Source organism: Flavobacterium sp. 9R (genome assembly GCF_902506345.1).
Lineage (GTDB): Bacteria > Bacteroidota > Bacteroidia > Flavobacteriales > Flavobacteriaceae > Flavobacterium.
In genome coordinates this window covers 2,317,941-2,334,882 of record NZ_LR733413.1, presented here as the reverse complement: position 1 = coordinate 2,334,882, position 16,942 = coordinate 2,317,941, and the positions used below count along the sequence as shown (strand labels likewise).

Genomic DNA, 16,942 nt, shown 5'->3' with positions numbered 1-16,942 from the left:
CATGGATGTCGTATTATTTTTAGAAAAAGGAATTTGGTTGGGAATTGCAGCCATAGGATTTGCTATTTTGTTCAATGTACCAAGACGCGCTTTGCTTTCTATATTCATCATTGGAGCGCTTGGAGGGATGACTAAATTTTTGATGTTAGAATATAAAATTGGAATTGTTTTGGCGGTGCTTTGTGGCGCTTCTTTAATTGGTTTTTTGAGTGTTTTTGCAGCGCACAGACGAAATTGTCCTCCCATTACTTTTGCCATACCCGCAGTAATTCCTATGATACCTGGATTGTTTGCCTATAAAGCGATGATTGGGATTATAGAATTAACCTCGGAGAAAGACCCAGTAGCGTATTCAAAAATTTTCTTTGAAGCCGTTAATAATGGATTGACTACCTTTTTTGTATTGGTGGTATTAGCGACAGGTGTAGCCATTCCGTTATTGATTACAAGAAAAAATACTGTAAAAAGAATTCAAACCGAAGAGTAGTTGGGAGTGTTTTTTGGTAATAAAAAAGGACGCTGGAGTTACTAAACTTTTGCTAAAACAGTAGCTTTTTTCTGCTGAATTGTTTAAATTTACTACATAACTTAAAAATTTTGTAACGATGAAAGTACAAATCAACACCGACAAAAACATCGAAGGACACGAGAGAGTAGAAGCTTATTTTTCTGGTGAATTAGAAAAATCATTGGCTCGTTTCGAAGATAAAATTACCCGAATCGAAGTGCATTTTGGTGATGAAAATAGTAATAAATCGGGAGTAGATGATAAACGTTGCTTGATAGAAGTGCGTGCTGCTAACAGCCAACCTATTGCGGTTACAGAACATGCTAGTAGCATCGAAAAAGCATTTCACGGCGCATTAGACAAAATCAAACGCACCTTGACTTCTACTTTTGAAAAGCAAAAAGCATACTAATAAATCTTTAGCTTAGAGCTAGTTCTAAATAAAAGGGCAATGTCGTAAAACATTGCCCTTTTTTATGTCGTTATTTTTGTAAAGTAATTTTTATATTTTATTATAAAACTTTATGTTTGTCAAAATATTAATTAAAAGAAATAAAAACATGAAAAAAATTATTTTATTGTTATCTGTTGTTTTTTGTTCAATTAGCGTAAATGCACAGGTTGACATTATTACTAAGCATAGTGGAGAAGTTGTAAAAGGGAAAGTTATAAGAATTGAAGATTACAGTGTGGTTTTTAAATATGACGGAGAGGATGCAGAGAATTCTATTGGTAAATATGCAATTGAAAAAATTGTATATGGTAAAAGTGGTAGGGTAGAAGAGGTTACGGAAAAAATTACTATTAGTTCAGAAGCAGATTGGGAAAAAGTAATTATTTTAGAAGAAAAATCATATATTTCTGGATTAAAGAAGGTTGGAGACGTTAGAGGAAAAACTGGATTGATAAATTTTCAAACAGGAAATACAGGAGATAAAAAGGCAGAAAAAAAATTAAAAATGTCTGCAGCAGCAATTGGTTGTCCTTTTGTTTTGATGACTTCTGATAAAACAACGGTTGGTTCTAATTCAAATGCATTAGGAGGAACTCAGGCTATAAAAACAGGGATTGCGTATAAGTATTAAAATTACTTTTTTGAATCAAAATGACCGCTATTGTTAGCGGTTTTTTTGTAATATTATTGTTTTAAAAAAAAAATAGTTATGAAAACCACACTTGCTATTGGATTCTTTTTGGTATTGGGACTTTTTACTGCTTCGGCTCAGTCTCCGCGTTCTGAAGAACAAAAAATTGCAGCTACTCTCGATGCTTGGCACAAAGCAGCAGCACAAGCACAATTTGACGCGTATTTTGGATTAATGACCAATGATGCCATCTTTATTGGGACAGATGCTAAAGAAAATTGGAACAAAACCGCTTTTCAAGCTTTTGCAAAGCCTTATTTCGATAGAGGAAAAGCCTGGAATTTTACAGCTATAGAGCGCCATATTTTTTTGGATACCAAGGGGAAAATCGCTTGGTTCGATGAGTTGTTGAGTACACAAATGAAAATCTGTAGAGGTTCTGGTGTGTTAGAAAAAGTAGGGAAGGAATGGAAAATCAAACATTATGTGCTTTCTATGACCATTCCAAACGAAAACGTAGACGAAGTGGTAAAAATCAAAACACCTATAGAAGATGGTGTTATGAAAAAATTGACGACCAAAGAATAAAACGTTTTTGTAAACGCATTAGTATTCAAAAAAAGTTAGCCACTACCCGAGCGATAGCGAATAGGCAAAGCAATAGCACAATTTGTCACTAATTGCTATCGAAATTGATATTGAATGACACGAATACCATCAACTATAATGATTCGTATCATTAAAACACATTGTAATTCTTTATTTATTAGTGAATTCGTGGCGAAAATTTTATAAGCTAATGCCCTTGTTTTTTGTTAACTAAAGCGAGCCTTCTAATTTAATTGCTTATTTTTGCCCGAAATAGCAAAAAATACCGTGGGAAGTAAAAATAAATTAAAAAGGTTCAAAGAAAACGAAACATTCGATAATGTGTTTCAACCAACAAGAGAAGAAGTAGTAGGTGAGTTGTTTCCTTTGAAAGGAAAATGGAATACAGAATTTTTCAAAAACGACAATCCATTAGTCCTTGAATTAGGTTGTGGTAAAGGTGAATATTCGGTTGGTTTAGCAGAACGATATCCCAATAAGAACTTTATTGGTATTGATATTAAAGGTGCTCGTTTTTGGAGAGGTGCCAAGACTGCGGTGGAAACAGGACTGCACAATGTGGCTTTCGTAAGAACCCAAATTGAATTAATCAATCATATTTTTGCCGAAAATGAGGTTGACGAAATTTGGATTACTTTTCCTGACCCACAAATCAAATACAAGAGAACCAAGCACCGTATGACAAACTCAGAGTTCTTGCAATTGTATAAAAAAATCTTGAAAAAAGAAGGTATCGTTAATCTAAAAACCGATTCGGAATTTATGCACGGTTACACTTTAGGCCTTTTGCATGGCGAAGGACACGAGGTGTTGTATGCGAATCATAACGTGTATAAAAACGAAGGAAGTCCTGAGGAGGTTACTGCGTTTCAAACATTTTACGAAAAACAATATTTAGCCATCAATAAAGCGATTACTTTTATTCGTTTTAAAATAAAATCATAAACTAGATTTTTAATTAAATCTAGTTTTTTCTTCTTAATATGCAGGTACTAGGTCTCTTTTTTCTCGGTTTTATCAGCGCTTTTGTTGGCATTTCGCCACCAGGACTGATTAATATGACTGCAGTAAAAGTGAACCTAAAAGAAGGGAAACGCACCGCTTTATGGTTTGTTTTTGGGGCTGTTATCATTATTTTTTTTCAAACATTTTTGGCGCTTTTGTTCGCAAGAGCCATTGATAAAAGTCCTTCACTTATTCTATTATTGAGGGAAATCGGTTGTGTGATTTTTGCCTTGCTTACGATTTATTTTCTTTTTGTTGCCAAAAAACCAAAGCTCAAAGGAAGTAATATCAAAAAATACAGCAACAGTTCCCGTTTTTTTCTTGGAATGTTGCTTTCGGCATTAAACTTTTTTCCCATTCCCTATTATGTTTTATTGGGAATTACCTTTGCCTCATACCAGTTATTTGCCTTTGACTTTTTTTCAATTTTAATTTTTGTTTTAGGTGTAGTATCAGGTGCTTTTGTTGTGTTTTATGGTTATGTAGTTTTCTTTAATAAAATTGAATCCAAAGCGGATTTTTTTATTCAAAATATGAATAAAATTATTGGAACAATTACTGGGTTAATAGCTGTTGTTACCTTTTTGAATATCTTGAAGCATTATGGTTTGTTATCTCTTTGAATAAAAAATGGAAGAAACCAATTTTTTTGAGCGAGTGTATGCTGTGGTAAGGCAAATTCCTTATGGCAAAGTCACTTCTTATGGCGCCATTGCCAAAGCACTAGGAACTGCGCGTTCCGCTCGAATGGTGGGTTGGGCGATGAATGCCTCACACCATTTAGAAGATGTTCCTGCACACAGAGTAGTGAACCGTAAAGGACTGCTAACTGGTAAACTGCATTTTGATGGAACTAATTTAATGCAGCAGTTGTTAGAAAGTGAGGGAATTAGTGTAAAAGACAATCAAATTGTAGATTTTGAAGCTCATTTTTGGGAACCCGAGATGGATTGCTGATTTTCACACCTTCTGTGCCTTTTTGAATTACTGTATTTGCCTATTTTTCTATCAATATTTTCAATTCATTCCTAATTGATTCCATAATTTTCCTATTATCTTTGCAATCCAAAATCAGTCTTATTAAAAGATTAGGGATTGAATAAATAATTTAATGATGAAACTAGATAGAAAAGAAATACTAAAAGCATTAGAAACAATTACTATTGCTGGAGAAGGAAAAAATATGGTGGAAAGCGGAGCTATCGCAAACGTAGTTACTTTTGGTGATGAAGTGGTGGTAGATTTAGTATTGCACACACCCGCTATGCATATTAAAAAACGTGCAGAAGACGATATCAAAAAAACGATTCTGGAGAAAGTTTCTGCAGAAGCTAAAATCAAAATTAATAGTAAAGTTGAGGTTCCAGACAAGCCAGAAGTAAAAGGAAAAGCTATTCCTGGAATCAAAAATATTATAGCCGTTGCCTCAGGAAAAGGTGGAGTAGGAAAATCTACAGTTACTGCAAACTTAGCCGTTTCTTTGGCTAAAATGGGATTTAGTGTTGGAGTTTTAGACGCTGATATTTATGGTCCTTCTATGCCAATTATGTTTGATGTAGAAAACGAAAAGCCAATTTCTATTGAAGTTGACGGAAAATCAAAAATGAAACCGATTGAAAGTTATGAGGTAAAAATGCTTTCGATAGGATTTTTTACTTCTCCAAGTCAAGCCGTAATCTGGAGAGGTCCGATGGCATCTAAAGCCTTGAACCAAATGATTTTTGATGCGAACTGGGGAGAATTGGATTTTATGTTGATTGATTTGCCTCCAGGAACAGGAGATATTCATTTGTCTATTATGCAGTCTTTGCCAGTAACTGGTGCTGTTGTAGTGAGTACTCCACAAGCTGTTGCTTTGGCTGATGCAAGAAAAGGAGTAGCGATGTTCTTATCTGACGCAATCAATGTTCCCGTTTTGGGGATTATTGAAAATATGGCTTATTTTACGCCTGAAGAACTTCCTGAGAATAAATACTATATCTTTGGTAAAGAAGGCGCTCGTAACTTAGCTACGGATTTAAATGTGCCTTTCTTAGGAGAAGTGCCAATCGTTCAATCTATCCGTGAAGCAGGAGATTACGGTCGCCCAGCTGCTTTACAAACCGGTTCAATTATTGGAACTGTTTTCGAGAACATTACACGTAATGTGGTACAAGAAACAGTAAATAGAAATGAGAGTTTGCCTGCTACAGAAGCCATAAAAATTACAACAATGGCGGGTTGTTCAGCAGTAAAAAAATAATAATTAAAAATTCAACCTTCAGGAGTTTTCTTTGAAGGTTGAATGATTAAATAATACACTATGACAACAGAAGAATTAACAGAAAATGTTATGAAAGCCTTAGATGAGATTAGACCTTTTCTAAAATCAGATGGAGGCGATATTACCTTAATTTCTATTGAGGATGAAAAACACGTCAAAGTAAGACTCGAAGGTGCTTGTACCAGCTGTAGCGTTAATCAAATGACATTGCGTGCGGGGGTAGAAACTACAATTAAAAAATTTGCGCCACAAATAGAAACGGTTGTCAATGTTATGTAATTGAACTGTTTTTTATTTCGTTCTTTTTTTGTTGATTTTATTGAAGCACGTGAAATTTTAGTAGTAGACAAGATAACGATGTAGTATTGTATTGTTATTGATTTTTGGTTTTTACACTGATTTTTTTATTTTTTTATAAAAAAAAGTGATAATAATTCAATTTTATTTCCTTTCTTTATTTAAAGAAAAAATTAAATTTGAAAGTACTAACCTAAAAACTAATCAATTATGAAAAAACAATACCTAATCTTATTCTTGTTATTGTCAATTTATAAAAGCTACGGTCAAGAACTTATTCAAGAAGCTAATGTTAAAAGAGCTTATATGGGTGTTGATGGAGAGTGGCAAGACACCTCGTTCGAGACTCCAGTTAATGTGTTTTCTAACAGACAAGGTTATTTGAAAATCACAGGAGCAGAATTTTTAACCAAACTAAGTGGTGACAAAGCTAAATTAGAAGAAAATACGGCCTATAATTCTGCAGAATTAACTTCTCAAGCGTTAGTGAATACCAAAAATGAGAAAAATGGTTTGGTAAGTGCAACTTATAAAGGTAAGTTGGTTTATAAAACTATTGATGGGGTTTACACTCCAGATGTTTCTGTAGTATATACTATAAATCAAGCCGACATACTTCGTTTGAAAATAAGTAATAATAAAAATAGTAAAGAATATATTTTAGATCTCGAGATCAAATAAATAATTAAGGAATTTTAAATAATGGATGTTTTAATAAAGATTAAAGATAGAGAAGGGGTTGTTCACGAATTACAAGCGCCAACAGATATGGCAATGAATATTATGGAATTGTGCAAAGCTTATGAGTTACCAGTTGAGGGAACCTGTGGGGGAATGGCCATGTGTGCTTCATGCCAATGTTATGTGCTCAATGATGTTGAATTACCACCTATGGGTGATGATGAAGAAGCTATGCTATCTGAAGCTTTTTATGTAAAATCCAATAGTCGTTTAGGTTGTCAAATTCCAATAACGGAAAGTCTTGAAGGACTTGAGTTAGAATTGGCTCCAGAAAATTAATAGTTTAGCCCTGTCATATGATAGGGCTTTATTTTTGAACTATTACTTTAGCTTTTGGAGCTATTCTGTCAATAAACAACGTATAGGCTTTTTCCGAGGGATGTAGCCCATCTGTAGCTACCAAATAAGTCTCTTTTAGTCCTTGTCTTGTGATGTCGGTGATATTGATAAAAGTGATGCCATTGGCGTCGCAATAACTTTTTGCGAATGCATTATAGCGATCAATTTCTGTTGAGATTTTTGTAGGAGTTCCAAATTGTTGACCAAATGGAGTGTAAGCATAGTCAGGAATCGAAACCACGATAACATTGTCTTTATTGCCTTTGGCTAATGCGATGGCTGTTTGTGCCAATTGCGGAAACTCCCTTTCATAAATGCTAAATTCCCTATTTTGATACTGATTGTTGACCCCAATAAGTAAGGTTACTAAGTTAAAATCCTTAGTTGGTTGCTGTTCTTTAATTGCATTGATTAGATTAGAAGTCGTCCAGCCTGTTTGTGCAATGATTTTTAAGTCTACCGTTAAACCAGGAATAGTGCTTTCAAGTTTTTTCTTTAACTGTTCTGGAAAACGACAAGTGAGACAAACGCTTTGACCAATAGTATAACTGTCCCCTAGTGCGATATAAGATACTTTTTTGTTAACAGGTTGTGGCTGAGGTTGAGGCGCTGGGCTGCTTTCGGGTTTGGGAGCAACCGTTGTGTTTTCGCTAGAACATTGGTTGAAAAAAAGCACCACAACTATCAAAATGAAAAGTCGTAATGCTGTTTTTATATGTTTTGAAAAGTGTTCCATTTCTGTTTTTAAGCAGGTTCCATTGTCAAACTCAGTTGCTCTTCAATAGCATTCCAAAGCTCTATTCTTTTTTCTAAAGCTAAAACAGAGATGGTTGCTACTTCTTCCCATTTTTTTGGATCGTTTTCACAAAGCTCTGTAATCATTTGCATGGCCATTGGACCGTGTTCGTCAGCATCCAGCTCAATATGTCTTTCGAAATAGTAAATTAATTGTTTTAAATCCGTTTCAGGGAAGTTTTTTTGAAAGTTTTGTAGTATTTCAGTAAACATACTCGGAATTAAATCTTCTCGACCAAAAGTGAAAGCAGCGGCAATTTCATGCGATTTACCGTGTTCAATTACTTGAAAGGTAAAATCTAAAAAGGATTTTATTTTTGGGTGTAATTGACTTTTCTTGATGGCAACAAATATGTTTTGGATGGATTGTACTTCCTCTAGAAAATTTATAATTCCTGATGTATTTGCGCCACAAGCTTCCATAGCTTCTAAGTACATTTCAAAGTGACTTAAGCGTCTACCATCAATACTGAGGTCAGTTTCTTCAGCTAAAACAATTTCGTTGATTAAATAACGAGTTTCTGGATTGGTAGTAGCAAACCATGGTGTTGTAGTACACGTTAATTTGGCTTGTAAGGCTTTCAGAAGTGACATAAAGTCCCATACTGCATACACATGACTTTCAAGAAAACAGTGTAAATCTTCTATGTTTTGTACTTTTTGGTATAGGCTGTGGTTTAGAAGCTGGTTTTTTTGTTCTGCTATTTCAGAATTGATTTGGGCAATATTCATTATCTTTTTTTTTGTAAAATTAAAAAAGCTTCCTGTTACCAAGAAGCTTCTATAATTGATTTTATCAATACTTTAATACTTGTTTATCTTATTTAAAAGCTGCAATTCCTGTGATATCCATTCCTGTAATTAATAAATGAATATCGTGGGTGCCTTCATACGTAATCACAGATTCTAAATTCATCATATGTCTCATAATAGAATATTCTCCTGTGATTCCCATTCCACCTAGCATTTGTCTTGCTTCTCTTGCGATATGAATTGCCATATCGACATTATTTCTTTTGGCCATTGAGATTTGTGCAGAAGTTGCTTTGCCTTCATTTCTCAAGACACCTAGTCTCCAAGTTAGCAATTGTGCTTTGGTGATTTCGGTAATCATTTCGGCCAATTTTTTTTGTTGCAATTGGGTTCCAGCGATAGGTTTGTCAAATTGTATACGCTCTTTTGCATAACGCAAAGCGGTATCGTAGCAATCCATAGCTGCTCCAATGGCTCCCCAAGCAATTCCGTAACGAGCAGAATCAAGACAACCTAGAGGTGCGCCTAATCCTGATTTGTTTGGCAACAAGTTTTCTTTTGGAACTTTTACATTATCAAAAATCAATTCTCCAGTAGCCGAAGCTCTTAAAGACCATTTGTTGTGCGTTTCTGGAGTGGTAAATCCTTCCATACCGCGTTCTACGATTAAACCGTGAATTCGTCCTTCTTCGTTCTTCGCCCAAACTACAGCAATGTCTGCAAAAGGAGCGTTAGAAATCCACATTTTCGCACCATTTAATAAATAGTGATCGCCTTTGTCTTTGAAGTTGGTAGTCATACCGCCAGGGTTAGAGCCGTGGTCAGGTTCTGTCAATCCAAAACAGCCCATATACTCTCCAGTAGCTAGTTTGGGTAAGTATTTCATACGTTGTTCTTCGTTACCGTATTTCCAAATTGGATACATTACCAAAGAAGATTGTACAGATGAAGTAGAGCGTACGCCAGAATCTCCACGTTCAATTTCTTGCATGATCAATCCGTAGGATATTTGATCCAATCCAGCTCCTCCATATTCAACGGGAATATACGGACCAAAACCGCCAATTTCTCCTAAACCTTTAATGATTTGTTTTGGAAATTCTGCTTTTTGAGCATAGTCTTCTATGATAGGGGATACTTCTCTTTTTACCCAAGCTCTTGCTGCGTCTCGGACTAACTTGTGTTCTTCGGTTAATAAATCGTCAAGATTATAGTAATCAGGAGATTGAAATAAGTCTGGTTTCATGGTTCGAAAATTTTATGGCAACAAATCTACATAAAGAAATATAACAAAACTATTCAAAAATGTTATAATTTTAAAAACACTTCGATTTTTTATCAGTTTTTTTAAGACGAATATAAACTTACGTCTTAATTTCGAATTGAAATAGTTACTTGTTGAAAAATTATTGCTCAATAACTTAGTGACAAAGTTGAGTGACTACATCTTCAAATAAAAATCCTTAGTTAATTCAATATATTCTTGGGTGTAGACGTGTCTTGCAGTTTCGATAACCAATTCGTCAATTGGTAAATCGGTAGTTTCATTTCGGCTAAAGGCCAGTAAGCTACGTTTGATTTCCGTAGTTGGTGTTCCTTTGACACGAGTGATTTTCAAAGGATACAATTCGAATTCGTTGGCCAAAGCAATAAAATTTTCTTCTTCTTTGAAGGGAATGATTACTGCAAAAATTCCGTTTTCAGAAAGCAATAAATCTGCAGCTTCAAGTAATTGCTCAAAAGGCATAGCGTCTTGAAATCGTGCTAAATCGCGTGATTCATTTTCAGTTTTATAATCTTCGGAATAGAAAGGTGGGTTGGAAACAATCAAATCGTATTCGTCTTCGGGTTCTTCTATAAATTCGTCCAAACCGGCATGAAAACAGAACAATCTATCGTTCCAAGGTGAATTTTCGAAATTATCTGTTGCTTGTTCGTAAGCAGCTTCGTCAATTTCTAAAGCGTCAATTTGCTGTGCTGCGCTTCTTTGTGCTAACATCAAAGCGATGATGCCAGTTCCAGTGCCAATGTCTAAAATGCTGAAAGGATGATTTGTAGTAGGAGCCCAAGCGCCCAATAAAACACCATCGGTACCAATTTTCATAGCACAACGGTCTTGTTCAACAACGAATTGTTTAAATGTAAACATAAATTAAAATTCCAATTTTTTAAATTCCAAATTCCAATACTTTTTGAGATAAATTCCAAATTCCAAACTTGAGGGCGCAATTCTTTTTGTTGGAATTTGGTATTTAAATATTGGAATTTATTCTTGTTATAATAGCAGATAATATTTTTCTTAATTCCTCAACTTCATATAGAAGTGATTCTGATGTTTCTTTATGTTCTGGATTCAGCTCGTGTAATAAGCGAATCCAATATATTGATTCTTTAGCTTCTTTTCTTGCGATTTTTAAACGAAAAACTAAGTCTTTGTCACCAAGCTTCTCATTTGCTTCTATGTAATTAGCTCCAATTGACCCAGAGGATCTTACTAATTGCTTGCTATCTTCAATATTTGAAGTAGTTTTATGTAGTTTTTGAACATAAAATCTACACTCTTTAGCGAATAAAAAAGTTCTTTCTTCTAAATCATAAGGTTTATTCATAATTACATCAAATTCCAAAAATAAATAAATTCCAAATTTTAATACTCTAACAAGGAGATAGATTCTTCTTGTTGATTTTGAATTTTAAATTTAGATTAAAATATTTGAATTTCCATTCCAAAATTGGAATTTAGAATTTCAGTATTGGAATATTCTTTTGTGATTCCCCTTTATTTGGAGTTTGGTATTTCTTTTTTTGGAATTTTAACTAAAGGTACATTTCAATCAATCCCTCAGGCAAATCCATGATTATTTTTTTGTTTTCTCGGTCTACTTTTACCAAGAAATGGTCAATCATTGGGATTAATATTTCGGCGTCGCCTTTTAGTACTTCAAATAAAGGTTGTGCAGTGGTGTCGTTGATAGATTGAATTTCTCCAACGTATCCTAAACGTTTGTCTTCTACTTCAAAACCAATTACTTCGTGAAAATAGAATTTGTTTCCGCTTAGTTTTGGAAGCATTTTTAAAGGAAGATAAAGGTCACTTCCAATGAGTGCATCAGCTTGTTCTTCGGTAGTAATGTCCTCAAAACGGATGCGTAGAAAGTCGTTTTTGTGAAGGGAACTACTTTCAATAAAAAAAGGAACCAAGTGTTTGTTGTGGTCAACAAACACTGATTCCAAGTTTTCGTATAACTCAGGTTCGTCCGTGTCTAGATAGGCTAGGACTTCCCCTTTGAAACTAAATTTTTTAGCGATTTTACCTAAATAGAAACAGTCCTCTTTACGCATTGTCGCTTGTTAAAATTAAGCCTCAGTTGTTTCGTTATTTTCTTCTGCAGCTGGAGCTTCTTCAGCTTCAACTTCAGCAACTTCTTCAGCAGGAGTTGCAGCAGCAATAGCGTCAGCTTCAGCTTGAGCAGCAGCAGCTAAACGTTTTGCATTTACTTCTTGTTCTGCTTTTAAAGCTTTTGCTTTTTCAGCAGCTTGAGCTTTAGTCAAACCTTCTTTTTTAGCATCAACTTTACCAGCTTTAGCTTCTAACCAAGCAGCTAATTTTGCATCAGCTTGTTCTTGAGTTAAAGCTCCTTTACGGATACCGCCATCAAGGTGGTGTTTCAATAAAGCACCTTTGTAAGAAAGAATTGCTCTTGCAGTATCAGTTGGTTGAGCACCATTGTGCAACCATTTCACTGCACTATCCAAATTTAATTCGATAGTTGCTGGGTTAGTGTTTGGATTGTAAGTACCGATTTTCTCTAAGTATTTACCATCTCTTTTTGAGCGAGCATCTGCTGCTACAACCCAGTAAAAAGGTTTTTGTTTTTTACCGTGTCTTTGTAATCTAATTTTTACTGACATAATCTTGTGATTAAATTTTGAGGTACACGACCTCGATTAATTAAGGGTGCAAAGATACATTTTTTATTTAAAAAAACTATAGTGGGCTATAATATTCATATTTAGATTTTTAATAACGGCTACTTATGTCTTTTTTTATTGTTTGAAATAAAAAAACTATAGATTTGTACCGAATCAAATTCACTAATTAATAGAATGAAAAAAATACTTTTTTTTGTTGCTTTAGCTTTAGTTATGAGTTCTTGCTCAGACGATGTGGTTTTCAATAATCCTTCTGTTCAAGGTTTGAAGGACAATGTTTTTTGGCGTGCTTTACAAAGCAAAGCGGTTGTGTCTAATGATGGTACAATTGCAATTGAAGCTGTAACATTGAAGGAAAATTTAACTTTGCATCTTTCTTCTGTTCAAGAAAAAACGTTTTTATTGGACAATAGTGCTGTGGATTATGTTACGTATACTTCTAGAGAGTCTTCGCCCGAGATTTCACTCACCTCTAAAAATGGAATGGGAAAAGGGAAGGTTGTTATTTCAGAATACGATGAAGTAAATAAAACAATTACGGGAACTTTTACTTTTGTTATCACTATTCCTGTAGCAGGAACACAAGAAGTTAAAGAATTTTATTTTTCGCAAGGTGTTTTTTACAAAGTGCCAGTGAGCAAAGAATCGACAACTTTGATTAAATAGCTTAATTTTGAGTAGGTTACTTTGTTGTAGCCCTTGCTGTTTTTTCACAATTATTGTATAAATATTCTAATATGTAGTAGATTAGAATAAAATAAGACTACATTTGTTGCTTTATTATAAATAAGTACATATGAACATTTTTGTTGGAAGTCTTCCATTCAGTATTGAGGAAGCAGATTTAAGAGAGTCTTTCGAAGCTTACGGAGCAGTAGATTCAGTTAAAATTATAACGGATAAATTTACTGGTAGAAGTAAAGGTTTTGGTTTCGTAGAGATGCCAAACGACGCGGAAGCTCAAAAAGCAATTGACGAATTAAACGGAGCTACCGTTCAAGGACGTGCAATTGTTGTAAACAAATCTGAGCCAAAACCAGAAGGCGAAAGAAGAAGTTTCAACAACAACCGTGGTGGTGATTCACGCGGAGGTTACGGAAACAACCGCGGTGGTGGTGACAGAGGAGGAAGATATTAATATTTTTTTCTAGTATAAAAAAAGGGAACAATTGAAAAATTGTTCCCTTTTTTGTTGTTCAAAATTTTGAACTATAAGTAATGAAGTGTTATAAATTGGCCACTAACCAATCTCCCACTTCGCTAGTTTTATAGGCTTTACTTCCTTTTGCAGCTAAGTCTTCGGTAACAATACCTTCTTCTAAAGATTTGTTGACTACGGCTCTTATCGCTTGCGCTTCTTCTTTTAATCCAAAGGCATCTTCAAACATCATTGCGGCAGATAAAATAGTAGCCAATGGATTTGCAATGTTTAGTCCAGTTGCTTGTGGATACGACCCGTGAATTGGTTCGTATAATGAAGTATGTTCTCCAACAGAAGCTGAAGGCATTAATCCCATTGAACCTGAAATTACAGAAGCTTCATCGGTTAATATGTCTCCAAATAAATTTTCGGTAATCAATACATCATAAGAGTTAGGCCATTGTACCAAACGCATAGCAACAGCATCAACAAATTCATAACTCACTTCTACTTCTGGATAGTCTTTGGCCATAGCTTGAACCGTTTCTCTCCAAAGGCGAGAGGTTTCTAAAACATTGGCTTTATCTACACAGCATAATTTCTTAGAACGCGTCATCGCTAATTCGAAACCTTTTTTAGCCAAACGTTGTACTTCAGCTCTGGTGTACACACAATTGTCAAAAGCGGTTTCGCCATCATCTCTTCTTCCTTTTTCACCAAAATAAATTCCGCCAGTTAGTTCTCTTAGGAAAACCAAATCTGTACCTTCGATACGCTCTCTTTTTAAAGGAGAATTGTTAATCAATGAAGGAAAAGTAAACGTTGGACGTACATTGGCAAACAAACCTAATTTTTTACGCATTAAAAGTAACCCTTGTTCAGGTCGAACGGGTGCGCTTGGGTCGTTATCGTATTTTGGATGTCCGATAGCGCCAAATAAAACCGCATCGGCTTTCATACATATTTCGTGTGTTTCGTCTGGGTAAGGAACGCCAACAGCATCAATGGCACAAGCACCTGTTAAGGCAGGTGTCCAAGTGATGTCGTGATTGAATTTTTTGGCAATGGCATCAGCTACTTTTACGGCTTCGTTGATGACTTCTGGTCCGATGCCGTCTCCGGCTAAAAGGGCAATAATTAATTTCATGAGTTGGAAATTGTGATAGTTATGTAATGAATCCAAAGGGTTGAGATTTGGAGTTTTATTTTTGTAATTTATACGGTTACAACATTAAGCATTTTTTGCGTAGCTACAATGGCTGCCACAGTTTGGTCGGAGTCTAATCCTCGTGTTTTGAATTCTTTTCCGTTTGCTGTCCAAGTGATAACCGTTTCACACAAAGCGTCGGAGCTACTTCCTGGAGGTATTCTTACGGCATAGTCAACGAGCTTAGGTAAAGTCATTTTTTTGCTTTTGTAAATTTTGTTCAGAGCATTCATGAAAGCATCAAATTGTCCGTCGCCTTGTGCGTTTTCTTCGATTATTTCTCCATCAATTTTAAGACAAAGTGTAGTTGAAGGGCGCATTCCTTTGGCATGAACTAAAACATAGGATTGCACCACAACACGTTCTTGATAGGACTGACTATCTAAAACATCGGAAATGATATAAGGTAGGTCTTCTTTGGTGACCGTTTCTTTTTTGTCGCCCAATTCGATGATACGTTGCGTAACGAGTTTTAAATCTTCGGCATTGAGTTGTAGCCCTAGCTCTTGAAGGTTTTTTTCGATATTGGCTTTGCCTGATGTTTTTCCAAGCGCATATTTTCGTTTTCTTCCAAAACGCTCTGGCAATAAATCGTTGAAATACAGATTGTTTTTGTTGTCTCCATCAGCATGAATACCAGCGGTTTGAGTAAAAACATTATCTCCAACTATGGGTTTGTTCGCCGGAATTCTATATCCAGTAAAAGTTTCTACAAGTTTGCTAACTGAGTATAGAGAAGTTTCTTTGATATTGATTTTTACTTGAGGTAAAAAATCATTGATAACGGCAACGGTACTCTCCAAAGGAGCATTTCCGGCGCGTTCTCCCATTCCATTTACAGTTACGTGTAAACCGCTGATTCCTGCTTTTATGGCTTCCATGACATTGGCTACACTAAGGTCATAATCGTTGTGAGCGTGAAAATCAAAGTGAATGTCAGGGTATTTTTGTGTGATTTTAGAAATGAATTCAAAAGTATCCGAAGGAATTAAAACACCTAGTGTATCGGGTAGTAAAATTCTTTTAACGGGTTGTTGCGTGATAAAATCCAAGTATTGAAAAACATAATCAGGCGAATTGCGCATACCGTTGCTCCAATCTTCTAGATAAACATTGGTAGCAATTCCGTTTTGATTCGCGAGTTCGATTGCTTGTGCAATTTCTGCAAAATGTTGTTCAGGTGTTTTTTTTAACTGGTGTGTTAAGTGATTCAAAGAGCCTTTAGTTAAAAGATTTTGAACTTTGGCTCCGGCTTTTTTCATCCATTCAATAGAAATTCCTCCATCAACAAATGATAAAACTTCTATTCTATCAGTATATCCCTTCGTACTTGCCCAGTCCATAATACCTTTTACCCCTTGAAATTCTCCCTCACTCACACGTGCCGAAGCAATTTCGATGCGGTCAATGTGTAATTCTTCTAATAATAATTGAGCAATGGTTAGTTTTTCTGCAGCCGAAAACGATACGCCCGAAGTTTGTTCTCCGTCGCGTAAAGTAGTGTCCATTATTTCAATCTTTTTCTGTTCCATTGGGGAATTATTTTCGGATTAAAGTATCCTTTTTTTATTTAAAGCGAATCCTATATCATTTTAGAAACGATATAGGACAGCACTATTGGGTTGTAAGTAACTTAGGGTTCTATATCAATTGTTTACTAGCAAAATCAACAATTTCTTCTTTGATATTGTTTAGATAATCGATGTCATCAAAACCATTAATCATGTTGTTCTTTTTGTATCCGTTGATGTCAAAAGATTCTTTTTGACCAGTAGACAATAAAGTAATGGTTTGTTCAGGTAAATTGATTTCTAGTTCAGTTTTTGGATTTGATTCTATTGCTTTAAAAATAGTATCAGCAAATTCTGGACTTACTTGTACTGGTAAAACTCCAATATTTAAACAGTTTCCTTTGAAAATGTCTGCGAAGAAACTTGAAACGACCGCTCTAAATCCGTAATCGTAAACTGCCCAAGCAGCGTGCTCTCTTGAAGACCCAGAACCGAAGTTTTTCCCTCCAATTAAGATTTTTCCAGAATAAGTAGCATCGTTTAAAACGAAATCGGCTTTTGGGGTATCGTCTCCATTATATCTCCAGTCACGAAAAAGGTTGTCTCCAAAACCTTCACGTTTTGTGGCTTTCAAGAAACGAGCTGGTATGATTTGATCAGTATCAACGTTCTCAATTGGCAGTGGCACTGCACTGCTGGTTAGTATAGTAAATTTATCGTATGCCATTTGACTTTATTTTAGATTAGCCCTCAAC

The 16,942-nt window shown here is 35.2% G+C and carries 23 protein-coding genes; 13 read left to right on the top strand and 10 right to left on the bottom strand.

What is annotated here, in order from left to right; translation table 11 throughout:
• Position 1: 1 nt before the first annotated feature.
• The 11 genes from FLAVO9AF_RS10500 (at position 2) to FLAVO9AF_RS10450 (ending at position 6,787) form a co-directional block, all read left to right on the top strand.
• Positions 2 to 487 (top strand): threonine/serine exporter family protein, encoded by a 486-nt coding sequence (locus tag FLAVO9AF_RS10500; protein WP_159688141.1) that lies wholly within the window; start codon positions 2 to 4, stop codon positions 485 to 487.
• A 118-nt stretch (positions 488 to 605) separates the two neighbouring features.
• On the top strand, positions 606 to 920 hold the full coding sequence (locus FLAVO9AF_RS10495; protein WP_159688137.1) for an HPF/RaiA family ribosome-associated protein: 315 nt from the start codon (positions 606 to 608) through the stop codon (positions 918 to 920).
• A 148-nt stretch (positions 921 to 1,068) separates the two neighbouring features.
• Positions 1,069 to 1,593: a hypothetical protein gene (locus tag FLAVO9AF_RS10490; RefSeq protein WP_159688134.1), complete on the top strand. Its 525-nt coding sequence runs from the start codon at positions 1,069 to 1,071 to the stop codon at positions 1,591 to 1,593.
• A 78-nt stretch (positions 1,594 to 1,671) separates the two neighbouring features.
• Positions 1,672 to 2,181, top strand: a complete 510-nt coding sequence (locus FLAVO9AF_RS10485) for a nuclear transport factor 2 family protein (protein ID WP_159688131.1) — start codon at positions 1,672 to 1,674, stop codon at positions 2,179 to 2,181.
• A gap of 288 nt (positions 2,182 to 2,469) precedes the next feature.
• Positions 2,470 to 3,147: a tRNA (guanosine(46)-N7)-methyltransferase TrmB gene (trmB, locus tag FLAVO9AF_RS10480; RefSeq protein WP_159691049.1), complete on the top strand. Its 678-nt coding sequence runs from the start codon at positions 2,470 to 2,472 to the stop codon at positions 3,145 to 3,147.
• 38 nt (positions 3,148 to 3,185) lie between these two features.
• Positions 3,186 to 3,830 carry a LysE family transporter gene (locus FLAVO9AF_RS10475; RefSeq protein ID WP_159688127.1) on the top strand — a complete coding sequence of 215 codons (645 nt, stop codon included), beginning with the start codon at positions 3,186 to 3,188 and terminating at the stop codon, positions 3,828 to 3,830.
• A 7-nt stretch (positions 3,831 to 3,837) separates the two neighbouring features.
• Positions 3,838 to 4,164: an MGMT family protein gene (locus FLAVO9AF_RS10470; RefSeq protein ID WP_159688124.1), complete on the top strand. Its 327-nt coding sequence runs from the start codon at positions 3,838 to 3,840 to the stop codon at positions 4,162 to 4,164.
• A gap of 157 nt (positions 4,165 to 4,321) precedes the next feature.
• Entirely contained in the window at positions 4,322 to 5,449 is a 1,128-nt protein-coding gene (locus tag FLAVO9AF_RS10465; RefSeq protein ID WP_201296292.1) for an Mrp/NBP35 family ATP-binding protein, read from the top strand.
• Positions 5,450 to 5,509: 60 nt separating this feature from the next.
• Positions 5,510 to 5,749 (top strand): NifU family protein, encoded by a 240-nt coding sequence (locus FLAVO9AF_RS10460; protein WP_159688117.1) that lies wholly within the window; start codon positions 5,510 to 5,512, stop codon positions 5,747 to 5,749.
• 228 nt (positions 5,750 to 5,977) lie between these two features.
• A complete protein-coding gene (locus tag FLAVO9AF_RS10455; RefSeq protein WP_159688114.1) occupies positions 5,978 to 6,448 on the top strand; it encodes a hypothetical protein in 471 nt (156 codons plus the stop codon).
• A gap of 21 nt (positions 6,449 to 6,469) precedes the next feature.
• The gene (locus FLAVO9AF_RS10450) at positions 6,470 to 6,787 is read left to right on the top strand and encodes a 2Fe-2S iron-sulfur cluster-binding protein (protein WP_035717200.1); all 318 of its coding nucleotides are present in this window, start codon (positions 6,470 to 6,472) and stop codon (positions 6,785 to 6,787) included.
• Positions 6,788 to 6,815: 28 nt separating this feature from the next.
• Here FLAVO9AF_RS10450 and FLAVO9AF_RS10445 read toward each other — a convergent pair whose 3' ends face one another.
• From FLAVO9AF_RS10445 to FLAVO9AF_RS10415, 7 genes are all read right to left on the bottom strand, one after another.
• Positions 6,816 to 7,583: an SGNH/GDSL hydrolase family protein gene (locus tag FLAVO9AF_RS10445; protein WP_159688111.1), complete on the bottom strand. Its 768-nt coding sequence runs from the start codon at positions 7,581 to 7,583 to the stop codon at positions 6,816 to 6,818.
• An 8-nt stretch (positions 7,584 to 7,591) separates the two neighbouring features.
• Positions 7,592 to 8,374: a DUF3050 domain-containing protein gene (locus FLAVO9AF_RS10440; protein WP_159688108.1), complete on the bottom strand. Its 783-nt coding sequence runs from the start codon at positions 8,372 to 8,374 to the stop codon at positions 7,592 to 7,594.
• An 88-nt stretch (positions 8,375 to 8,462) separates the two neighbouring features.
• Positions 8,463 to 9,641 carry an acyl-CoA dehydrogenase family protein gene (locus FLAVO9AF_RS10435; RefSeq protein ID WP_159688105.1) on the bottom strand — a complete coding sequence of 393 codons (1,179 nt, stop codon included), beginning with the start codon at positions 9,639 to 9,641 and terminating at the stop codon, positions 8,463 to 8,465.
• Positions 9,642 to 9,836: 195 nt separating this feature from the next.
• Positions 9,837 to 10,544: a tRNA1(Val) (adenine(37)-N6)-methyltransferase gene (locus FLAVO9AF_RS10430; protein ID WP_159688103.1), complete on the bottom strand. Its 708-nt coding sequence runs from the start codon at positions 10,542 to 10,544 to the stop codon at positions 9,837 to 9,839.
• 103 nt (positions 10,545 to 10,647) lie between these two features.
• Positions 10,648 to 11,004, bottom strand: a complete 357-nt coding sequence (locus tag FLAVO9AF_RS10425) for a four helix bundle protein (protein ID WP_159688101.1) — start codon at positions 11,002 to 11,004, stop codon at positions 10,648 to 10,650.
• 208 nt (positions 11,005 to 11,212) lie between these two features.
• On the bottom strand, positions 11,213 to 11,737 hold the full coding sequence (gene rimM / locus FLAVO9AF_RS10420; RefSeq protein ID WP_159688098.1) for a ribosome maturation factor RimM: 525 nt from the start codon (positions 11,735 to 11,737) through the stop codon (positions 11,213 to 11,215).
• Positions 11,738 to 11,752: 15 nt separating this feature from the next.
• Positions 11,753 to 12,307 carry a 30S ribosomal protein S16 gene (locus FLAVO9AF_RS10415; protein WP_159688096.1) on the bottom strand — a complete coding sequence of 185 codons (555 nt, stop codon included), beginning with the start codon at positions 12,305 to 12,307 and terminating at the stop codon, positions 11,753 to 11,755.
• A 195-nt stretch (positions 12,308 to 12,502) separates the two neighbouring features.
• Here FLAVO9AF_RS10415 and FLAVO9AF_RS10410 point away from each other — a divergent pair, with 195 nt between their 5' ends.
• Positions 12,503 to 12,994, top strand: coding sequence for a DUF6252 family protein (locus tag FLAVO9AF_RS10410; RefSeq protein ID WP_159688093.1), 492 nt, complete (start codon positions 12,503 to 12,505; stop codon positions 12,992 to 12,994).
• Positions 12,995 to 13,124: 130 nt separating this feature from the next.
• A complete protein-coding gene (locus FLAVO9AF_RS10405; RefSeq protein WP_064715451.1) occupies positions 13,125 to 13,466 on the top strand; it encodes an RNA-binding protein in 342 nt (113 codons plus the stop codon).
• 88 nt (positions 13,467 to 13,554) lie between these two features.
• Here FLAVO9AF_RS10405 and leuB read toward each other — a convergent pair whose 3' ends face one another.
• The 3 genes from leuB to leuD all read right to left on the bottom strand — a co-directional run bounded on the left by leuB (position 13,555) and on the right by leuD (position 16,914).
• Complete coding sequence (leuB, locus tag FLAVO9AF_RS10400; protein ID WP_159688090.1) at positions 13,555 to 14,616, bottom strand: 3-isopropylmalate dehydrogenase; 1,062 nt, start codon at positions 14,614 to 14,616, stop codon at positions 13,555 to 13,557.
• A 68-nt stretch (positions 14,617 to 14,684) separates the two neighbouring features.
• A complete protein-coding gene (locus FLAVO9AF_RS10395; RefSeq protein ID WP_159688088.1) occupies positions 14,685 to 16,208 on the bottom strand; it encodes an alpha-isopropylmalate synthase regulatory domain-containing protein in 1,524 nt (507 codons plus the stop codon).
• 109 nt (positions 16,209 to 16,317) lie between these two features.
• Positions 16,318 to 16,914, bottom strand: coding sequence for a 3-isopropylmalate dehydratase small subunit (leuD, locus tag FLAVO9AF_RS10390; RefSeq protein ID WP_159688086.1), 597 nt, complete (start codon positions 16,912 to 16,914; stop codon positions 16,318 to 16,320).
• Between the last annotated feature and the right edge of the window lie 28 nt (positions 16,915 to 16,942).